This is a genomic window from Bradyrhizobium sp. ARR65, from assembly GCF_000472385.1.
Lineage (GTDB): Bacteria > Pseudomonadota > Alphaproteobacteria > Rhizobiales > Xanthobacteraceae > Bradyrhizobium.
Genome location: NZ_AWZU01000031.1, coordinates 14,539 through 27,699, shown reverse-complemented (window position 1 = coordinate 27,699; position 13,161 = coordinate 14,539). Strand labels below are relative to the sequence as shown.

Genomic DNA, 13,161 nt, shown 5'->3' with positions numbered 1-13,161 from the left:
GGTCGGGCTCAGCAGCCCCGACAGATCATGAGCTTGCGATCGACGTCACGGTCCTCTTCGCTGACGCGTTCGAGATCGCTGGGGTTTTCGGACGGAACGTCTTTCGCCTGCGGCTGGCGATGGCCAATTGGCGCGCGTCGGGCCATTTGCATCTGCGGTGAAGGCACCTCGATCACGGACGATTTTGCAAGGCCAACGGTCTCGCCTAATGCTGTGCGGCTGCTGAGTAACGCTGCCAAGGCGATGCTTCGGATCAGTTTGTGCATGGTCGGATATCCAGGCGCTTGACGCATCTTTCGGGCCGCGGACGCTATCGGCGTCCGCGTTGTTCGATGTGATGGTGGAGGGCTCTACCGGGGCAGCGCCGCGCGCCGGGATGGATACCCATTCAGGCGCTTCACTTCCGGAGACATGGCCGAAGGCGGACGGGTCTTGTCGGCATTCACCGCCATCATCTGCAGCGCCTTCCGATCGATCTTGCTGAGCGCATTGCGCGGCAATTGGTCGAGCACGATGAGACGCTCGGGAACCTTGTACGCCGCGACCCGCGTCGCGAGTTTGCCGAGGATGTCTGAAACGACCGCCTCTCCCGCTCCATCTGCAAGTTTGATGAAACCCATGATGCGTTCACCGAGCATGGGGTTCGGTACCCCACCACGGCCGCTTCCTCCACGGCAGGATGAGAAACGACAAGCGCCTGCTCGACTTCGACCGGCGAGATATTGGTGCCGCCGCGAATGATGATGTCCTTCTTGCGGCCCACGAACAGCAGCTCACCGTTCGCGCCGCGCTGCATCAGATCCCCGGTATGATACCAGCCGCCCCTCATGCTCTCCGCCGTCGCCTGCCGATCGTTCCAGTAGCCGGCGAACAGATTTGCGCCGTGCAGCAGAAGCTCGCCAACCTTGCCGTCGGCGACGTCCTCGCCATGCTCGTCAACCAGCCGGATCTGCGTGTTCTGCCCTATCCGCGTCACGCAGCCAGGCCTGAGACCGAAACTCAGATTGCCTACGGCTTCCGTCGCGGCCCAGACATTGTAAAGCGCCGCGCCGAACTCGGACGTGACCTGCTCCTGCAGTTCGACCGGGCAGGCATCGCCCACCGTCAGGCAGCACCGCAATCGTTCCAGGCTGCGCGGCTGCGCGCGTTGGCGATCGAGCAAGGCTGCGTACTGCGCGGGAAAGCCGAGGTGCCATGTGCACTGGTGGCGCTCGATCGTATCCAGAACCTCGTCGGCGTCGAAACTCTCCAGCAGCACGAAGACGGCGCCGAGCTGTACGTAGCACAGGAGGCTGATCAGCCCGCCCATGTGCGCCAGCGGCAGCGGCATGGTGACGACGTCATCCCCGGCGATTTCCCAGTTCGTGATGAGCTGGTCCACGGAAGCGCCGAGCGTTGTCGGCGTATGAACGACGAATTTGGGTTCGCCGGTGGTTCCAGACGTGGAGATAAGCACCGCGGCTTCGTCCACAGCACAGGAAGCCGGCGGACGATCGTTGCTGGCGCCGTCGAACAGACTTTCCCATGGCAGGCCGTCATCGTCTGCCGGGGTTGCGCCGACAATGAAGCGCTTGTCCCGCCGCAGGATAACCTCATCGGCAGCAGCGACGTTGTCGTAAGTTTGCGTCTCGCCAATGTAGAGTGCAGGCCTCAACCGCTGCAAGAGCGGTGCGAGTTCGGCGAATTTGAGTGCGGGTCCGAGCGGCGCCGCGATCGCTCCCAAGTGAAAACAGGCATAATAGGCAATAACAAATTCCGGCCGGTTCACCATGTGAAGCACCACGCGATCGCCCGGCCTGACGCCGCGTGCCGCCATTCCGCGCGCAACCGTTTCGGATTCGCGGAGGATCCGCTCGTAGGTCCAGGCCTCCTCGTGAAAGACGAAAGCTGCGCTCCTGGGTCGGGCTTGCGCCTGCGCCATCAAAGCGTCGAGTGGGGTTGATATCATCGACCTTCTCCCATTGTGCGATGGGAGCGACATTGCAGCGGTCGTGCTACTGCCGGATTTCAGGTTTTCAGGAAAATAGTTGCGTTGGTAACCGGCCGCCCGACAAGCGGCAAAAGTGCGACCAAGCCGACCACACCTGTGAAAAGGCCCGCGCGAAGCGGGCCTTCTGCTCAGCCTTCATCTCTTGGTTATGTCGCGGAGGGGCAGCCTCGCCTGCAGACGCACATGAATAGACAAGGAGCGCGTGCTCGGTTGTGAGCCCCGCGCTCTCGTCGTGCGCTGCACTGCCGCGAGAATTTCTCAGGCGGCACTGGTCAGGTGCGATTCGATCTCGCCAATCGGGTGTTTGGTGAGGTCCTTGTTGATCTCGGCGATCACACGCGACTTGATGTCCTCGTGGAAAGCATTGCGCAGGTCGGCCAAGGTCTTCGGCGGTGCCACCACGACCAGCGCCGGGACCTTCCTCGTCCGCACCACCTGCTCCATCGCCGCCGCCACCTTCCGTGTAAAGCGATGCTCTTCGATCTGATGCCAATCGACCGGCTCGACCGCGCTGCGCTGACCCGACTCCAGGGCTTTACTCACCCGTCCAGGTTCCTCGTTGCCCTGCTCATGGGTCGGCGGGTTTTCGTTGGCAAACACGTTTTCGGTCTTCAGATTGGGGAACTTCTCATCGCCCTCGTTGCGCAGGAACAAGGCCTTGCGACCGTCCCCGACGAATACGAATGCATTATGCGGAATCTTTAACTTGCTCATTCCTTCGCTCCAGGCGATCCATTATCTTCATCTTCGCCAAGGTAGATGTAGGCGCCGGGTTGGAATTGACGAAGGTCAAGTTGCCGGCGGATTGCGGCCGGCCACCCAATTGATCCGCATCAATGGAAATTGCGCCGCAAGCGGCCACAATAGCGGCGCTCCCAGCAAGGAGCTTGCGAGCTACGCAAGGGCGAGATCTGTGGACGTTTAGGATGCAAGGCGCGGAGCAGCCATTGTCTCACATCAGCGCTGCCGCCGCGCGCAAGGCTGCGGCGCACCATGAGGCCGACGAAATCCGTCGCGGCGTGACCTGGCAAGAGAAGCTCTTGCTCATCGGCATATTGCTGGTGGTGGCGGGATGGATCATCTTCCGACTGGTGACGCAGGTCGTCACCTGATCCAGCCCGCCCGCCCTCACGACACTGCCGCGGGCGTGCGCATGTGCACCTTCGCGCCCTCGGCGAGATCGACGGCCGGATTGAGGATGACCTGGTCGCCGCGCTTGACGCCGCTGTTGACCTCGACCTCCCGCCCCAAGTCGCGCACCACGTTGATCTTGCGTAGATGCACGACGCCGTTTTCGACCACGGCGACCTGCATGCCGCCCGCGTTGAAAATCACGGCATCGGCCGACACTCTGAAGCTCGGCGTCTTGCGCGGGATGTGCAGGTCGATAGTGCAGTAGATACCGGGCGTGAGCGCCCCGTCTGGATTCGGGATATCGATCTCCGTCAGCAGGGTCCGCGAGCCCGGCTGGAGGGCGTCCGCGATGCGCGTCACCTTGCCTGGAAAGGTGCGATCCGGGATCTCTGGTACGTGCACCACGGCATCGATACCGGGCTTGAGCCCGAACGCCTGGTCCTGCGGCACGAAGATCTGGGTGCGGATGACGTTGCCCTGCATGATGTTGAACATGAAAGTGCCCGAGGTCGCATCGGCCTGCACCAGGCTACCCACGTCGATATTGCGTTGCGTGATGACGCCGTCGAAGGGTGCCACTACGCGCTGATAGTCCTTCTGCTGATGCAACACCTGAAGCTGCGCTTCTTCGGCGGCGACATTGGACTGCGCGACCAGGACGGCGGCCTCCTGTGCCTTCAGCGTTTGCTGATCGATCGTGCCCTGCTGAGCGGTTACCCAGCCCTTCTCGACCAGCGGCCGATCACGGTCCCACGTTACCTCCGCTAGCTTCCGGTTGGCTTCGGCCTGCTGCAACGCCGATTTGAGCTGGGCGAGCGTCGCTTCGGCCTGCGCGATCTGGTGATCGAGCTCGGGTGCCACGATCTCCGCCAGCAATTGCCCCGTCTTGACGCGATCACCGATATCGACCTCGCGCCGACCAATATAGCCGGAGGCGCGCGCGAAAATGTTGGCGCTGGCAAAGGCCGAGGTCGTCGCAGGCAGGGTGACGGTCTGGGTCTCCTCGCTCGGCTGCACGGCGGCGACGCGAACCTGCGGGACCAGATCGCGTTGCTGTTCCGCAGCGGCTGCGGTCTGACGGTATTGCGACAGATGGTTCCAGGCGCCGGATGTCAGCGCCCCTGCAAAGACGAGCACCACGCCGAGCAGGATCAAGCGCCCTCGCCGCTTGCGCTTGTGCGCAAGCGGGGCCGGCATCTCGGTTTGCCGATCGGTCTCCGTCGCCACTTCCGCGTTGAAAGGCCCGTTGAAGTTCATTCCAGCACCTCGTCGAATACCCCGTGATGTGTCTTGCCGTCGTTGCCCTTGCGCAGCATGGCGAACAGGTAGGGCACGACCAACAGCGTCGTCGGCGTCGCGAACAGGAGCCCGCCGATGACCGCGCGCGCCAGCGCCGCATTCTGCTCTTCGCCGGGCGCGCCGATCGCCATCGGGATCATGCCGACGATCATCGCCGCCGCCGTCATCAGCACCGGCCTGATCCTGGTGTGACCGGCTTCGATGGCAGCCTCGAAGGCGGTCTTGCCTGCGAGCTGCTGCTCGCGCGCGAATGTCACGAGCAGGATGGAATTTGCGGAGGCAACGCCGACGGCCATGATCGCGCCCATCAGCGACGGCACGTTCATCGTGGTACCGGTGACGAACAGCATGGTCAGAATGCCGCACAGCGTGGCCGGGAGCGCCAGGATGACGACGAAGGGATCGCCAAAATTCTGGTAATTCACCACCATCAAGAAATAGACGAACACGGCGGCAAATAGCAGCCCGATGCCGAGGTCGATGAAGGCGCCGTTCATGCTCTGGATCTGCCCGATCACCTGAATGGTGTTGCCGGGTTTGAGCTCCTTCTGCAGGTCGGCGACGATCTTGCTGATCTCGCTGGCCACGCTGCCGAGATCGCGGCCCTGCGTGCTGGCATAGACCTCGTAGACCGGCTGGATATTGGCCTGGTTGGCATTGGTCGGGACGGTCGTGCGCTTGAAGGTCGCGACATTGCTGAGCAGGCCCGGGATCGGCGTGTCGGTCAGAGCTGACGCCAGCGACGTCGAGACCGGCGTGTTGGCGAGATCGTTCAACGAACTGATCTTGCTCTCCGGTGTCTGCACGGCGAGGTAATAAGGAATGCCCGACGCGGGATCGGTCCAGAAATTCGGCGTCACCTGCTCCGACGAGCTCAAGCTGACGTTGACATTGGTCGCGATCGTGTTCGCGTTCAGCCCGAGTTGCGCCGCGCGCGAGCGGTCGATGTCGGCAAAGAAGGCGGGCGCGTCCACTTCCTGCTGCAGATGCGCGTCCGCGACGCCCTGGATCGCGGCGATCCGTTGGCGCAATTTCTTCGCTATGCGCAGATTGTTGCCGCGGTCATAGCCCACGGTGCGCACGTCGATCTGCGCCGGCAGACCGAAATTGAGGATCTGCGTCACGATATCGGCTGCCTGGAAGTAGAATGTGTCTTCCGGGAACGCGGCCGGCAGGACCTCGCGCAGCTTGCGCACATATTCGGCGGTGGGCCGGTGGCCCTCCTTCAGCGAAACCAGGATCACACCGTCGTTCACGCCGATGGTCGAGCCGTCGCTGAAAGCGAGGTTATAGGCGCGCGCCGGCAGGCCGATATTGTCCACCACCAGTTCGCGCTCGCTGTCCGGGATGATCTCGCGGATCTTGTTCTCAATGTCCTGGAAAGTCCGTTCCGTGGTCTCGATCCGGGTGCCCGCGGGGGCGCGGACGTGCAACTGGATCTGCCCGCCGTCAATCGCCGGGAAGAAGTCCCGGCCGACCATCGGATACAGCACCGCACCGAGCGCCAGCACTGCCACCATGCCGATGGGCAAGATGAAACGGTGGTTGAGCAGCTCGATGAGGGAGCGCGAATAAGCGTGACGCAACCTCTCAAAATTGCGCTCGAACGCTGCATGAAAGCGCGCGAACGGATTGCGCGTCGCCTGATCGGCGGGGCCGTGATGCTCACCCTTGAGTAACAGGCCGATGATGATCGGCGTCAGCGTCCGCGACAGCCCGTAAGAGGCCAGCATCGCGAACACCACGGCAAGGCCGAGCGGCGTGAACAGGTATTTGGCGGGCCCCTCCAGGAAGACGACCGAGGTGAACACGCAGGAGATCGCGAGCGTCGAGACCAGCGTCGGCACCGCGATCCCGGCCGCGCCATGCAGGGTGGCTTGCGGCAGCGGCTGGCCCTCCTCGGTGAGCAGGCGGTGCGTGTTCTCGATGGTGACAGTGGAATCGTCGACGAGGATACCGACCGCGAGCGCAAGGCCGCCCAGCGTCATCGTATTCAGCGTCTCGCCGAGGAAATACAGGACGATCAGCGAAGCCAGGATCGACAGCGGGATCGACACCATGACGACAACCGTCGATCGCCATGAGCCCAGGAACAACAGGATCATCAGCGCGGTCAGGCCCGCGGCGATCGCGCCCTCGCGCAGCACGCCCGTGACCGACTCCTTCACGAACACGGATTGATCGAACAGCTCGTTGATCTGCATGCCCGGCGGCGCGGCCGCGCGAGCCGTCTGCAGGGCCTTATGCACCGCATTGACCACGCTGACGGTCGAGGCATTGCCGTTCTTGATGATGGAGAGCAGCACAGAGCGCCGCCCGTTCTCGCGCACCACGTTCTGCTGCACCAGCCAGCCGTCATGAATCTGGCCGACGTCTTTGACGAAGACGGTGGCCCCGTTCACCACCTTGATCGGAATATTGTTGAGGTCGTCGATCGAGGGCGGTGTTGCATTGGTGCGGACGACATACTGCGTGTTACCGAACTTGGCGGTGCCCGCCGGCAGCGTCAGGTTCTGCGCATTGACGGCGTTCACCACGTCGAGCGGAGTCAGGCCCTTCGCCACCAGCTTGTTCGGATCGATGTCGACCATGATCTGCCGGTACTTGCCGCCCGCCGGCGTCGGCAGCGTGATGCCAGGGATCGGCGCGAGCTGCTGGCGGATCCGGTAGATGCCGTAGTCATAGAGCTGCTGCTCACTCAGCGAATCCGAGCTTAGGCTGATCTGCAGCACCGGCACGCTCGAGGCATTGAACTGCACCACGATCGGCGGCTGAATACCGGGCGGCATCAGCGCGCGGATGGAGTTGGTGGCGGAGACGATCTGCGAGATCGCAAGGTCGAGATTGACGTCCGGCTGGAAGTAGATCTTTTGCACCGACAGCCCGGCCAGCGTCTGCGCCTCGATATTCCTGATGCCGTTGACATTCGAGGAGATCGAATACTGGCTGTAGGTGGTGACGCGCTGCTCCATCTCGGGCGTGCTCAAGCCCGTGTAGCTCCAGATCACCGTCACCACGGGAATATTGATTTCCGGAAAGATGTCGGTGGGCATTTCGCGCACGCTGACGATGCCCAGAAACAGGATCAGGGCGGCGACCACGTAGAACGTGTGCGGATACCTGAGCGCGAAACGAACAATACCCATTGGCACTCCCCGCCCGCACCTCGCCGTGGGCACGGCTGGGCGGGCGCAATTCTCGTAACAGCCTCAACTGGCGGCAGCCGCCGCGCCCGCGCAAAAGCGGGATCGGCACTCGCCAGGGAGCGCGAAGCCCCATGACGTAAGAGCGCCCACGACCGGCCGTTGCGCGCGATTTCTCCGCCGCCCCGCCTGTTGCGTTCCCTTGCTTGTTGTTGGCAGCTCGCTAAGAAGCGCCCCCGCCGCGCCGACGAGCTGGCGGCGTTGTTACCGCGGCCGCCTACACCGCACTCGCCGGCCGAAGACCCCATCTAGGGATCATAAGCGAGAGTTGAATGTCCAAGCAGTCCGTTTCCGCCGTAATACGTCCGCTTCTCTGACCACAAATCGGTGATTGCCGTGACGCGCCGCCTCAAAAGTGATTGAGGACACGCCGGCAAACGCGAAAATGAATTGCAAGTTTCGCGCCAGCCGTCGCACGGACTGCATTTTAGGATTCGACAAAGCAGGCCAGCTCACGGCGCCGATAGACCTCGACAGGGATGGCATCTTGAGCCTATTTTTGCGCCATGAGCCCTCAAGACCATCACCACGATCACGACCGCTCGGAGCTGTCCGAAACCGAGCTGCGCGTGCGCGCACTCGAAACCATCCTGACCGAGAAAGGCTATGTCGAGTCCGGCGCGCTCGATGCGATCATCCAGGCCTATGAGACCAAGATCGGCCCGCACAACGGGGCACGCGTCGTTGCCAAGGCCTGGACGGATCCCGCCTTCAAGAAGGCGTTGCTGGAAGACGGCACGAAGGCGGTGGGCACGCTCGGCCATGTCAGCCGCGTCGGCGACCATCTCGTGGTGGTGGAGAATACGTCGGCCCGTCACAACATGGTCGTGTGTACGCTGTGCTCCTGTTATCCCTGGGAATTGTTGGGCCTGCCGCCGGTCTGGTACAAATCCTCGCCCTATCGCTCGCGCGCGGTCAAAGACCCGCGTGGCGTGCTCGCCGATTTTGGCGTCACGCTGCCGAAGGACACGGAGATCCGGGTGTGGGATTCGACCGCCGAGACCCGCTTCCTGGTGCTGCCGATGCGGCCCGCCGGCACTGAAGGTTTCAGCGAGCAGCAACTCGCCGAACTCGTGACCCGCGACTCCATGATCGGCACGGGCTTTCCGAAAGCGCCGGGAGCGGCATCATGAACGGCGTGCACGATATGGGCGGCATGGACGGGTTCGGCAAGGTCGAGATCGAACCGAACGAGCCGATGTTTCATGCCGACTGGGAAGCGCGCGTGATGGCGATGGTGCGCGCGATGGGCGCCGCCGGCGCCTACAACATCGACACCTCGCGCTACTATCGCGAGACATTGCCGCCGCATGTCTATCTCGCCAGCTCATATTACCAGAAATGGCTGCTCGGGCTGGAGAACATGCTGATCGACAAGGGCTTCGTCTCCGACACCGACATGGCGGCGGGCCATGCGGTGCAATCAGCAAAGCCGCTCAAGCGCGGTCAGTTCACGCGTGGCGATGTCGAGCGCATCATGACGCGCGGCCAGTTCGGGCGCACGCCGCAGGCCGCGGCCAAGTTCAAGCCAGGCGACAAGGTGCGCGCCAGGAACATGCACCCCGTGACGCATACGAGACTCCCGCGTTATGTGCGCGGTCATGTCGGCGTGGTCGAGCGCGACCATGGCTGTCATGTGTTTCCGGATTCGGCTGCCACGGAATCGGGCGAAAACCCGCAATGGCTTTACACTGTCGTGTTCGACGGGCGTGAGCTTTGGGGGCGCGACAGCGATCCCACCGTGAAAGTCTCGATCGACGCCTTCGAGCCCTATCTGGAGCCCGTCTGATGGACGCGGCGGCGCGCGCGACCGCGGAAATCCCCGGCATTCCTCGCGACGAGGGCGGCCCGGTCTTCCGCGAACCCTGGGAAGCCCATGCCTTTGCGATAGCGCTGACGCTGAATCAGCGCGGCGTCTTCACCTGGACGGAATGGGCCGCGGCACTCGCCGACGAAATCAAGCGCGCGCAGGCGGCCGGTGATCCCGACACTGGCGAGACCTATTACCGGCACTGGCTGGCCACGCTGGAAAAGCTGGTTGCGCAAAAGGGCGTGGCTTCAATGGACACGCTGGACCGCTACCGCGACGCCTGGGACCATGCCGCCGACCGCACCCCGCACGGCAAGCCGATCGAGCTCAAGCCGGAGGATTTTGGGTAGGCTCCATCGCCGTCGTTCCGGGGCGTCGCGCCAGCGACGAACCGGAACCTCGAGATTCCGGGTTCGATGCGGAGCCTTTCAGCCGGCCGCGCTTCGCGCGGACCGGGTGGCATCGCCCCGGAATGAGAGTCAGAGCTGAGCGCCCGCCACATACTCCCGCCAGCCCTTCGCCCGCAGCTCGCAGGCCGGGCATTCGCCGCAGCCATAACCCCAATCGTGGTGTGCGCCGCGCTCGCCGAGATAGCAGGTGTGGGAGTGCTCGCGGATCAGGTCGACCAGCGCCGCGCCCCCGAGCGCGTGCGCGAGCCGCCAGGTCCCCGCCTTGTCCAGCCACATCAGCGGCGTGTGCAGCTCAAAATGCCTGGCCATGCCGAGATTGAGCGCGGTGCCGAGAGCACGGATGGTCTCGTCGCGGCAATCGGGATAGCCGGAATAGTCGGTCTCGCACATGCCGCCGACGATGTGCGAAATGCCGCGCCGATAGGCGAGCGCCGCCGCAAAAGTCAGGAAGATCAAATTGCGGCCGGGCACGAACGTGTTGGGCAGGCCGTCCGCTCCCATTTCGATCGCCACCTCGCGCGTCAGCGCCGTCTCGGAAATCGCGGCCAGGGTCGGAATTTCCAGCGTATGGCTATCGCCGAGCTTGGCGGCCCAATCGTCGCGCGAGGCCCTGATGCCGTCCAGCAACCGATCGCGGCAGGACAACTCGATGGCGTGGCGCTGTCCATAGGCAAAGCCGAGCGTTTCGACGCGCGCAAAGCGCGACAGCGCCCAGGCGAGACAGGTGGTCGAATCCTGCCCTCCGGAAAACAGCACCAGCGCTGTTTCTGATGGGAATTGATCACTCATACGCGGCCCATAGCATTTCCGGCGAACAAGTGGAAATCAGCGCTGTTTGAGACTGGGACCGCGCCGCATCTTGCGGCATAGAGAAGCCAGCCTTTCTGTTAGGGAACTCCAATCGCCATGACTCCTTCCCGCGATATCGCCGTCCTGCTCGAGATCATGGCGAGGCTGCGCACGCCGGTGACGGGCTGCCCCTGGGACCTCGTGCAGAATTTTACGACGATCGCCCCCTACACCATCGAAGAAGCCTATGAGGTCGCCGACGCGATTGCGCGTGGCGACCTCGACGATCTGCGCGAGGAGCTCGGCGATCTCCTGCTGCAGGTCGTGTTCCATGCCCGCATGGCCGAAGAGCAGCACGCCTTTGCTTTTGGCGATGTCGTGGAAGCCATCACAAGAAAGATGATCCGCCGGCACCCGCATGTCTTCGGTGACGAGAACGGGGAACTGACGCCGGCCGACGTCAAGGGCAACTGGGACCGCATCAAGGCGGAAGAAAAGGCCGAGCGTGCCGCGCGCCGTCCCGCGGAAGAACACACCCACAAATCGGTGCTGTCAGGCGTCAAGGCCGGCCAGCCGGCGCTGAGCCGTGCGATGGCATTACAGCGCAAGGCATCGACCGTCGGTTTTGACTGGAACGATCCGCGCGCGGTGTTGAAGAAGATCCGCGAAGAGGCCGACGAGATCGAGGCTGCGTTGGAGCGCAACGACAAGGCCGAGCTCGAAAGCGAGACCGGCGATCTCCTGTTCGCGCTGGTCAATCTCGCCCGCCATGTCGGCGCCGACCCCGACATGGCGCTACGCGCCTCCAACGCCAAATTCGAGCGCCGCTTTGCCTATATCGAGCGCGCGCTGGAGGCACGCGGGCTAACGCTGGAGGAAGCTTCACTCGATGAGATGGATGCGCTGTGGAACGAGGCGAAGCGCAACGAAAGCTCTCCGTCGTCCCAGCCGGCCGAGCAAAGCGAACGCCCAAGTTGAACCGTCGTCCTCAGGTGCTCGCGATAGCGAGCCTCGAAGGATGAACGGCCCCCGCTGTGAGAGACGGGCCGTCGCGCTTCGAGACGCGCGCGATGCGCGCTCCTCAGGGTGATGGCGATAAAGTTGTGGGCCCCTGCCGTCGCATACTTTCTCAGGAGCGACAGCTACATCCCATGCGGCTCTGCATCAAACCGCGACACCACAATGTCGCGCTTGCTCGGGTCCACGCGCACGGTCATATCGAAACGGCCGTCGTGGAGCTCCTTATTGAGCACTTCCGAATTGCGGTGCAGCCAGGAGATGCCGGCGCCGTCAGACGCATCGATCGACAGATCCAGCGTGACGCGTGCAGCCGCGAGCCGATCTTCAATCGCAGCCAGCAGCGCGTCGATGCCCTCCCCGGTTTGCGCTGACACCAACAGGCACGGATGCTCCGGCGGACGGCGCGCGGCGATATTGGCGAGCTTCTCGCGCTCCTCCGGGCTGAAGCGGTCGATCTTGTTCCAGACTTCAAGAATACGCCCGGGGTCGGGATCGATGCCGAGCTGGCGCAGCACGGCGTCGACATCGCGCTGCTGTGCCTCCGCATCTTCATGGGAGATGTCGCGAACATGCAGGATGACGTCGGCTTCCAGCACCTCTTCCAGCGTGGCGCGGAACGCCGCGACGAGCTGGGTCGGCAGGTTGGAGATGAAGCCGACGGTGTCCGACAGCATCGCCTTGCCGCCATGCGGCAGATGGATCGCGCGCAGCGTCGGATCGAGCGTTGCGAACAGCATGTCGGCGGCCTGCACGTCGGCGCGGGTCAGCCGGTTGAACAGCGTCGATTTGCCGGCATTGGTGTAGCCGACCAGCGCGATCACGCGATAGGGCACGCGTTTGCGTCCTGCGCGATGCAGCCGTCGCGTCGCCTGAACCTTCTTCAATTCATTCTCGAGACGCGTGATGCGCTCGCCGATCAGCCGTCGGTCCGCTTCGATCTGCGTTTCGCCCGGGCCGCCCATGAAGCCAAAGCCGCCGCGCTGGCGTTCCAGGTGCGTCCAGGACCGCACCAGGCGGCTACGCTGATAGTTCAGATGGGCGAGCTCGACCTGCAGCGCGCCCTCCCTGGTCTTGGCGCGGCGGCCGAAGATTTCCAGGATCAGCCCGGTGCGGTCGAGCACCTTGGTGTTCCAGGCCTTCTCCAGATTGCGCTGCTGGATTGGCGAGAGCGCGCAATCCATCACCACGAGCTCCGCATCTCGCGCGCTGACAAGGCCTGTGATTTCCTCGACCTTGCCCTTGCCGAGATAGGTCGCCGGCCTGATTTCGCTGATCGGCGCGATCAGGGCATCGACGACCTCGAGATCGATGGCGCGAGCGAGGCCCTTGGCTTCATCGAGCCGGGCCTCGAAATCGCGCGAGGCACGTTCGTCCGTTTGCGCTTCGACTCCGCCGCGGCGCATCCGTATATACGGGCCGATGACGATCACCCGCCCGGTTGATTTCTGTCCCGCCGACCGCGGACGGTCAGCTCCCCGTTCTCGCTCTCGGGGCTCCAATCAGATC

General features: G+C 63.5%; 11 protein-coding genes and 2 pseudogenes. 5 read left to right on the top strand and 8 right to left on the bottom strand.

What is annotated here, in order from left to right; all coding sequences use genetic code 11:
• Positions 1–8: 8 nt before the first annotated feature.
• The 4 genes and pseudogenes from F758_RS0128010 to F758_RS0128000 all read right to left on the bottom strand — a co-directional run bounded on the left by F758_RS0128010 (position 9) and on the right by F758_RS0128000 (position 2,704).
• Positions 9–266 carry a hypothetical protein gene (locus tag F758_RS0128010; RefSeq protein ID WP_024511000.1) on the bottom strand — a complete coding sequence of 86 codons (258 nt, stop codon included), beginning with the start codon at positions 264–266 and terminating at the stop codon, positions 9–11.
• Positions 267–350: 84 nt separating this feature from the next.
• Positions 351–641: pseudogene (locus F758_RS48175) on the bottom strand (AMP-binding enzyme); the annotation flags it as partial.
• Between the two features lie 275 nt (positions 642–916).
• Positions 917–1,921, bottom strand: a pseudogene (locus tag F758_RS53390) (class I adenylate-forming enzyme family protein); the annotation flags it as partial.
• A 327-nt stretch (positions 1,922–2,248) separates the two neighbouring features.
• Positions 2,249–2,704 (bottom strand): baeRF12 domain-containing protein, encoded by a 456-nt coding sequence (locus tag F758_RS0128000; protein WP_024510998.1) that lies wholly within the window; start codon positions 2,702–2,704, stop codon positions 2,249–2,251.
• A 233-nt stretch (positions 2,705–2,937) separates the two neighbouring features.
• Here F758_RS0128000 and F758_RS0127995 point away from each other — a divergent pair, with 233 nt between their 5' ends.
• A complete protein-coding gene (locus F758_RS0127995) occupies positions 2,938–3,102 on the top strand; it encodes a hypothetical protein (protein WP_157450184.1) in 165 nt (54 codons plus the stop codon).
• A 16-nt stretch (positions 3,103–3,118) separates the two neighbouring features.
• Here F758_RS0127995 and F758_RS0127990 read toward each other — a convergent pair whose 3' ends face one another.
• Positions 3,119–4,381 (bottom strand): efflux RND transporter periplasmic adaptor subunit, encoded by a 1,263-nt coding sequence (locus F758_RS0127990; protein WP_024510996.1) that lies wholly within the window; start codon positions 4,379–4,381, stop codon positions 3,119–3,121.
• Positions 4,378–7,569, bottom strand: a complete 3,192-nt coding sequence (locus tag F758_RS0127985) for an efflux RND transporter permease subunit (protein WP_024510995.1) — start codon at positions 7,567–7,569, stop codon at positions 4,378–4,380. Before F758_RS0127985 ends, F758_RS0127990 begins: the two co-directional genes overlap by 4 nt.
• A gap of 563 nt (positions 7,570–8,132) precedes the next feature.
• On the opposite strand from F758_RS0127985, the gene nthA reads away from it, so the two are divergent.
• From nthA to F758_RS0127970, 3 genes are read left to right on the top strand one after another with little or no spacing between them, the layout of a single operon-like run.
• A complete protein-coding gene (gene nthA, locus F758_RS0127980) occupies positions 8,133–8,759 on the top strand; it encodes a nitrile hydratase subunit alpha (RefSeq protein WP_024510994.1) in 627 nt (208 codons plus the stop codon).
• Entirely contained in the window at positions 8,756–9,415 is a 660-nt protein-coding gene (nthB, locus tag F758_RS0127975; RefSeq protein WP_024510993.1) for a nitrile hydratase subunit beta, read from the top strand. Before nthA ends, nthB begins: the two co-directional genes overlap by 4 nt.
• On the top strand, positions 9,415–9,786 hold the full coding sequence (locus tag F758_RS0127970; protein WP_035723299.1) for a nitrile hydratase accessory protein: 372 nt from the start codon (positions 9,415–9,417) through the stop codon (positions 9,784–9,786). The genes nthB and F758_RS0127970 overlap by 1 nt, the downstream gene beginning before the upstream one ends.
• 129 nt (positions 9,787–9,915) lie before the next feature.
• On the opposite strand, the gene queC is transcribed toward F758_RS0127970, so the two are convergent.
• Complete coding sequence (gene queC, locus F758_RS0127965; RefSeq protein WP_024510991.1) at positions 9,916–10,635, bottom strand: 7-cyano-7-deazaguanine synthase QueC; 720 nt, start codon at positions 10,633–10,635, stop codon at positions 9,916–9,918.
• 117 nt (positions 10,636–10,752) lie between these two features.
• Here queC and mazG point away from each other — a divergent pair, with 117 nt between their 5' ends.
• Entirely contained in the window at positions 10,753–11,613 is an 861-nt protein-coding gene (gene mazG, locus F758_RS0127960) for a nucleoside triphosphate pyrophosphohydrolase (RefSeq protein ID WP_024510990.1), read from the top strand.
• A 164-nt stretch (positions 11,614–11,777) separates the two neighbouring features.
• Here the strand turns inward: mazG and hflX are convergent, their stop codons facing one another.
• The gene (hflX, locus tag F758_RS0127955) at positions 11,778–13,154 is read right to left on the bottom strand and encodes a GTPase HflX (RefSeq protein WP_024510989.1); all 1,377 of its coding nucleotides are present in this window, start codon (positions 13,152–13,154) and stop codon (positions 11,778–11,780) included.
• Positions 13,155–13,161: the final 7 nt, after the last annotated feature.

Bases quoted from the DNA above. Each gene is read 5' to 3' on its own strand.
- nthA (WP_024510994.1), top strand. From the start codon at position 8,133: ATGAGCCCTCAAGACCATCACCACGATCACGACCGCTCGGAGCTGTCC.
- queC (WP_024510991.1), bottom strand. From the start codon at position 10,635: ATGAGTGATCAATTCCCATCAGAAACAGCGCTGGTGCTGTTTTCCGGA.
- F758_RS0127970 (WP_035723299.1), top strand. From the start codon at position 9,415: ATGGACGCGGCGGCGCGCGCGACCGCGGAAATCCCCGGCATTCCTCGC.
- nthB (WP_024510993.1), top strand. From the start codon at position 8,756: ATGAACGGCGTGCACGATATGGGCGGCATGGACGGGTTCGGCAAGGTC.
- mazG (WP_024510990.1), top strand. From the start codon at position 10,753: ATGACTCCTTCCCGCGATATCGCCGTCCTGCTCGAGATCATGGCGAGG.
- F758_RS0128010 (WP_024511000.1), bottom strand. From the start codon at position 266: ATGCACAAACTGATCCGAAGCATCGCCTTGGCAGCGTTACTCAGCAGC.
- F758_RS0127990 (WP_024510996.1), bottom strand. From the start codon at position 4,381: ATGAACTTCAACGGGCCTTTCAACGCGGAAGTGGCGACGGAGACCGAT.
- F758_RS0128000 (WP_024510998.1), bottom strand. From the start codon at position 2,704: ATGAGCAAGTTAAAGATTCCGCATAATGCATTCGTATTCGTCGGGGAC.
- F758_RS0127985 (WP_024510995.1), bottom strand. From the start codon at position 7,569: ATGGGTATTGTTCGTTTCGCGCTCAGGTATCCGCACACGTTCTACGTG.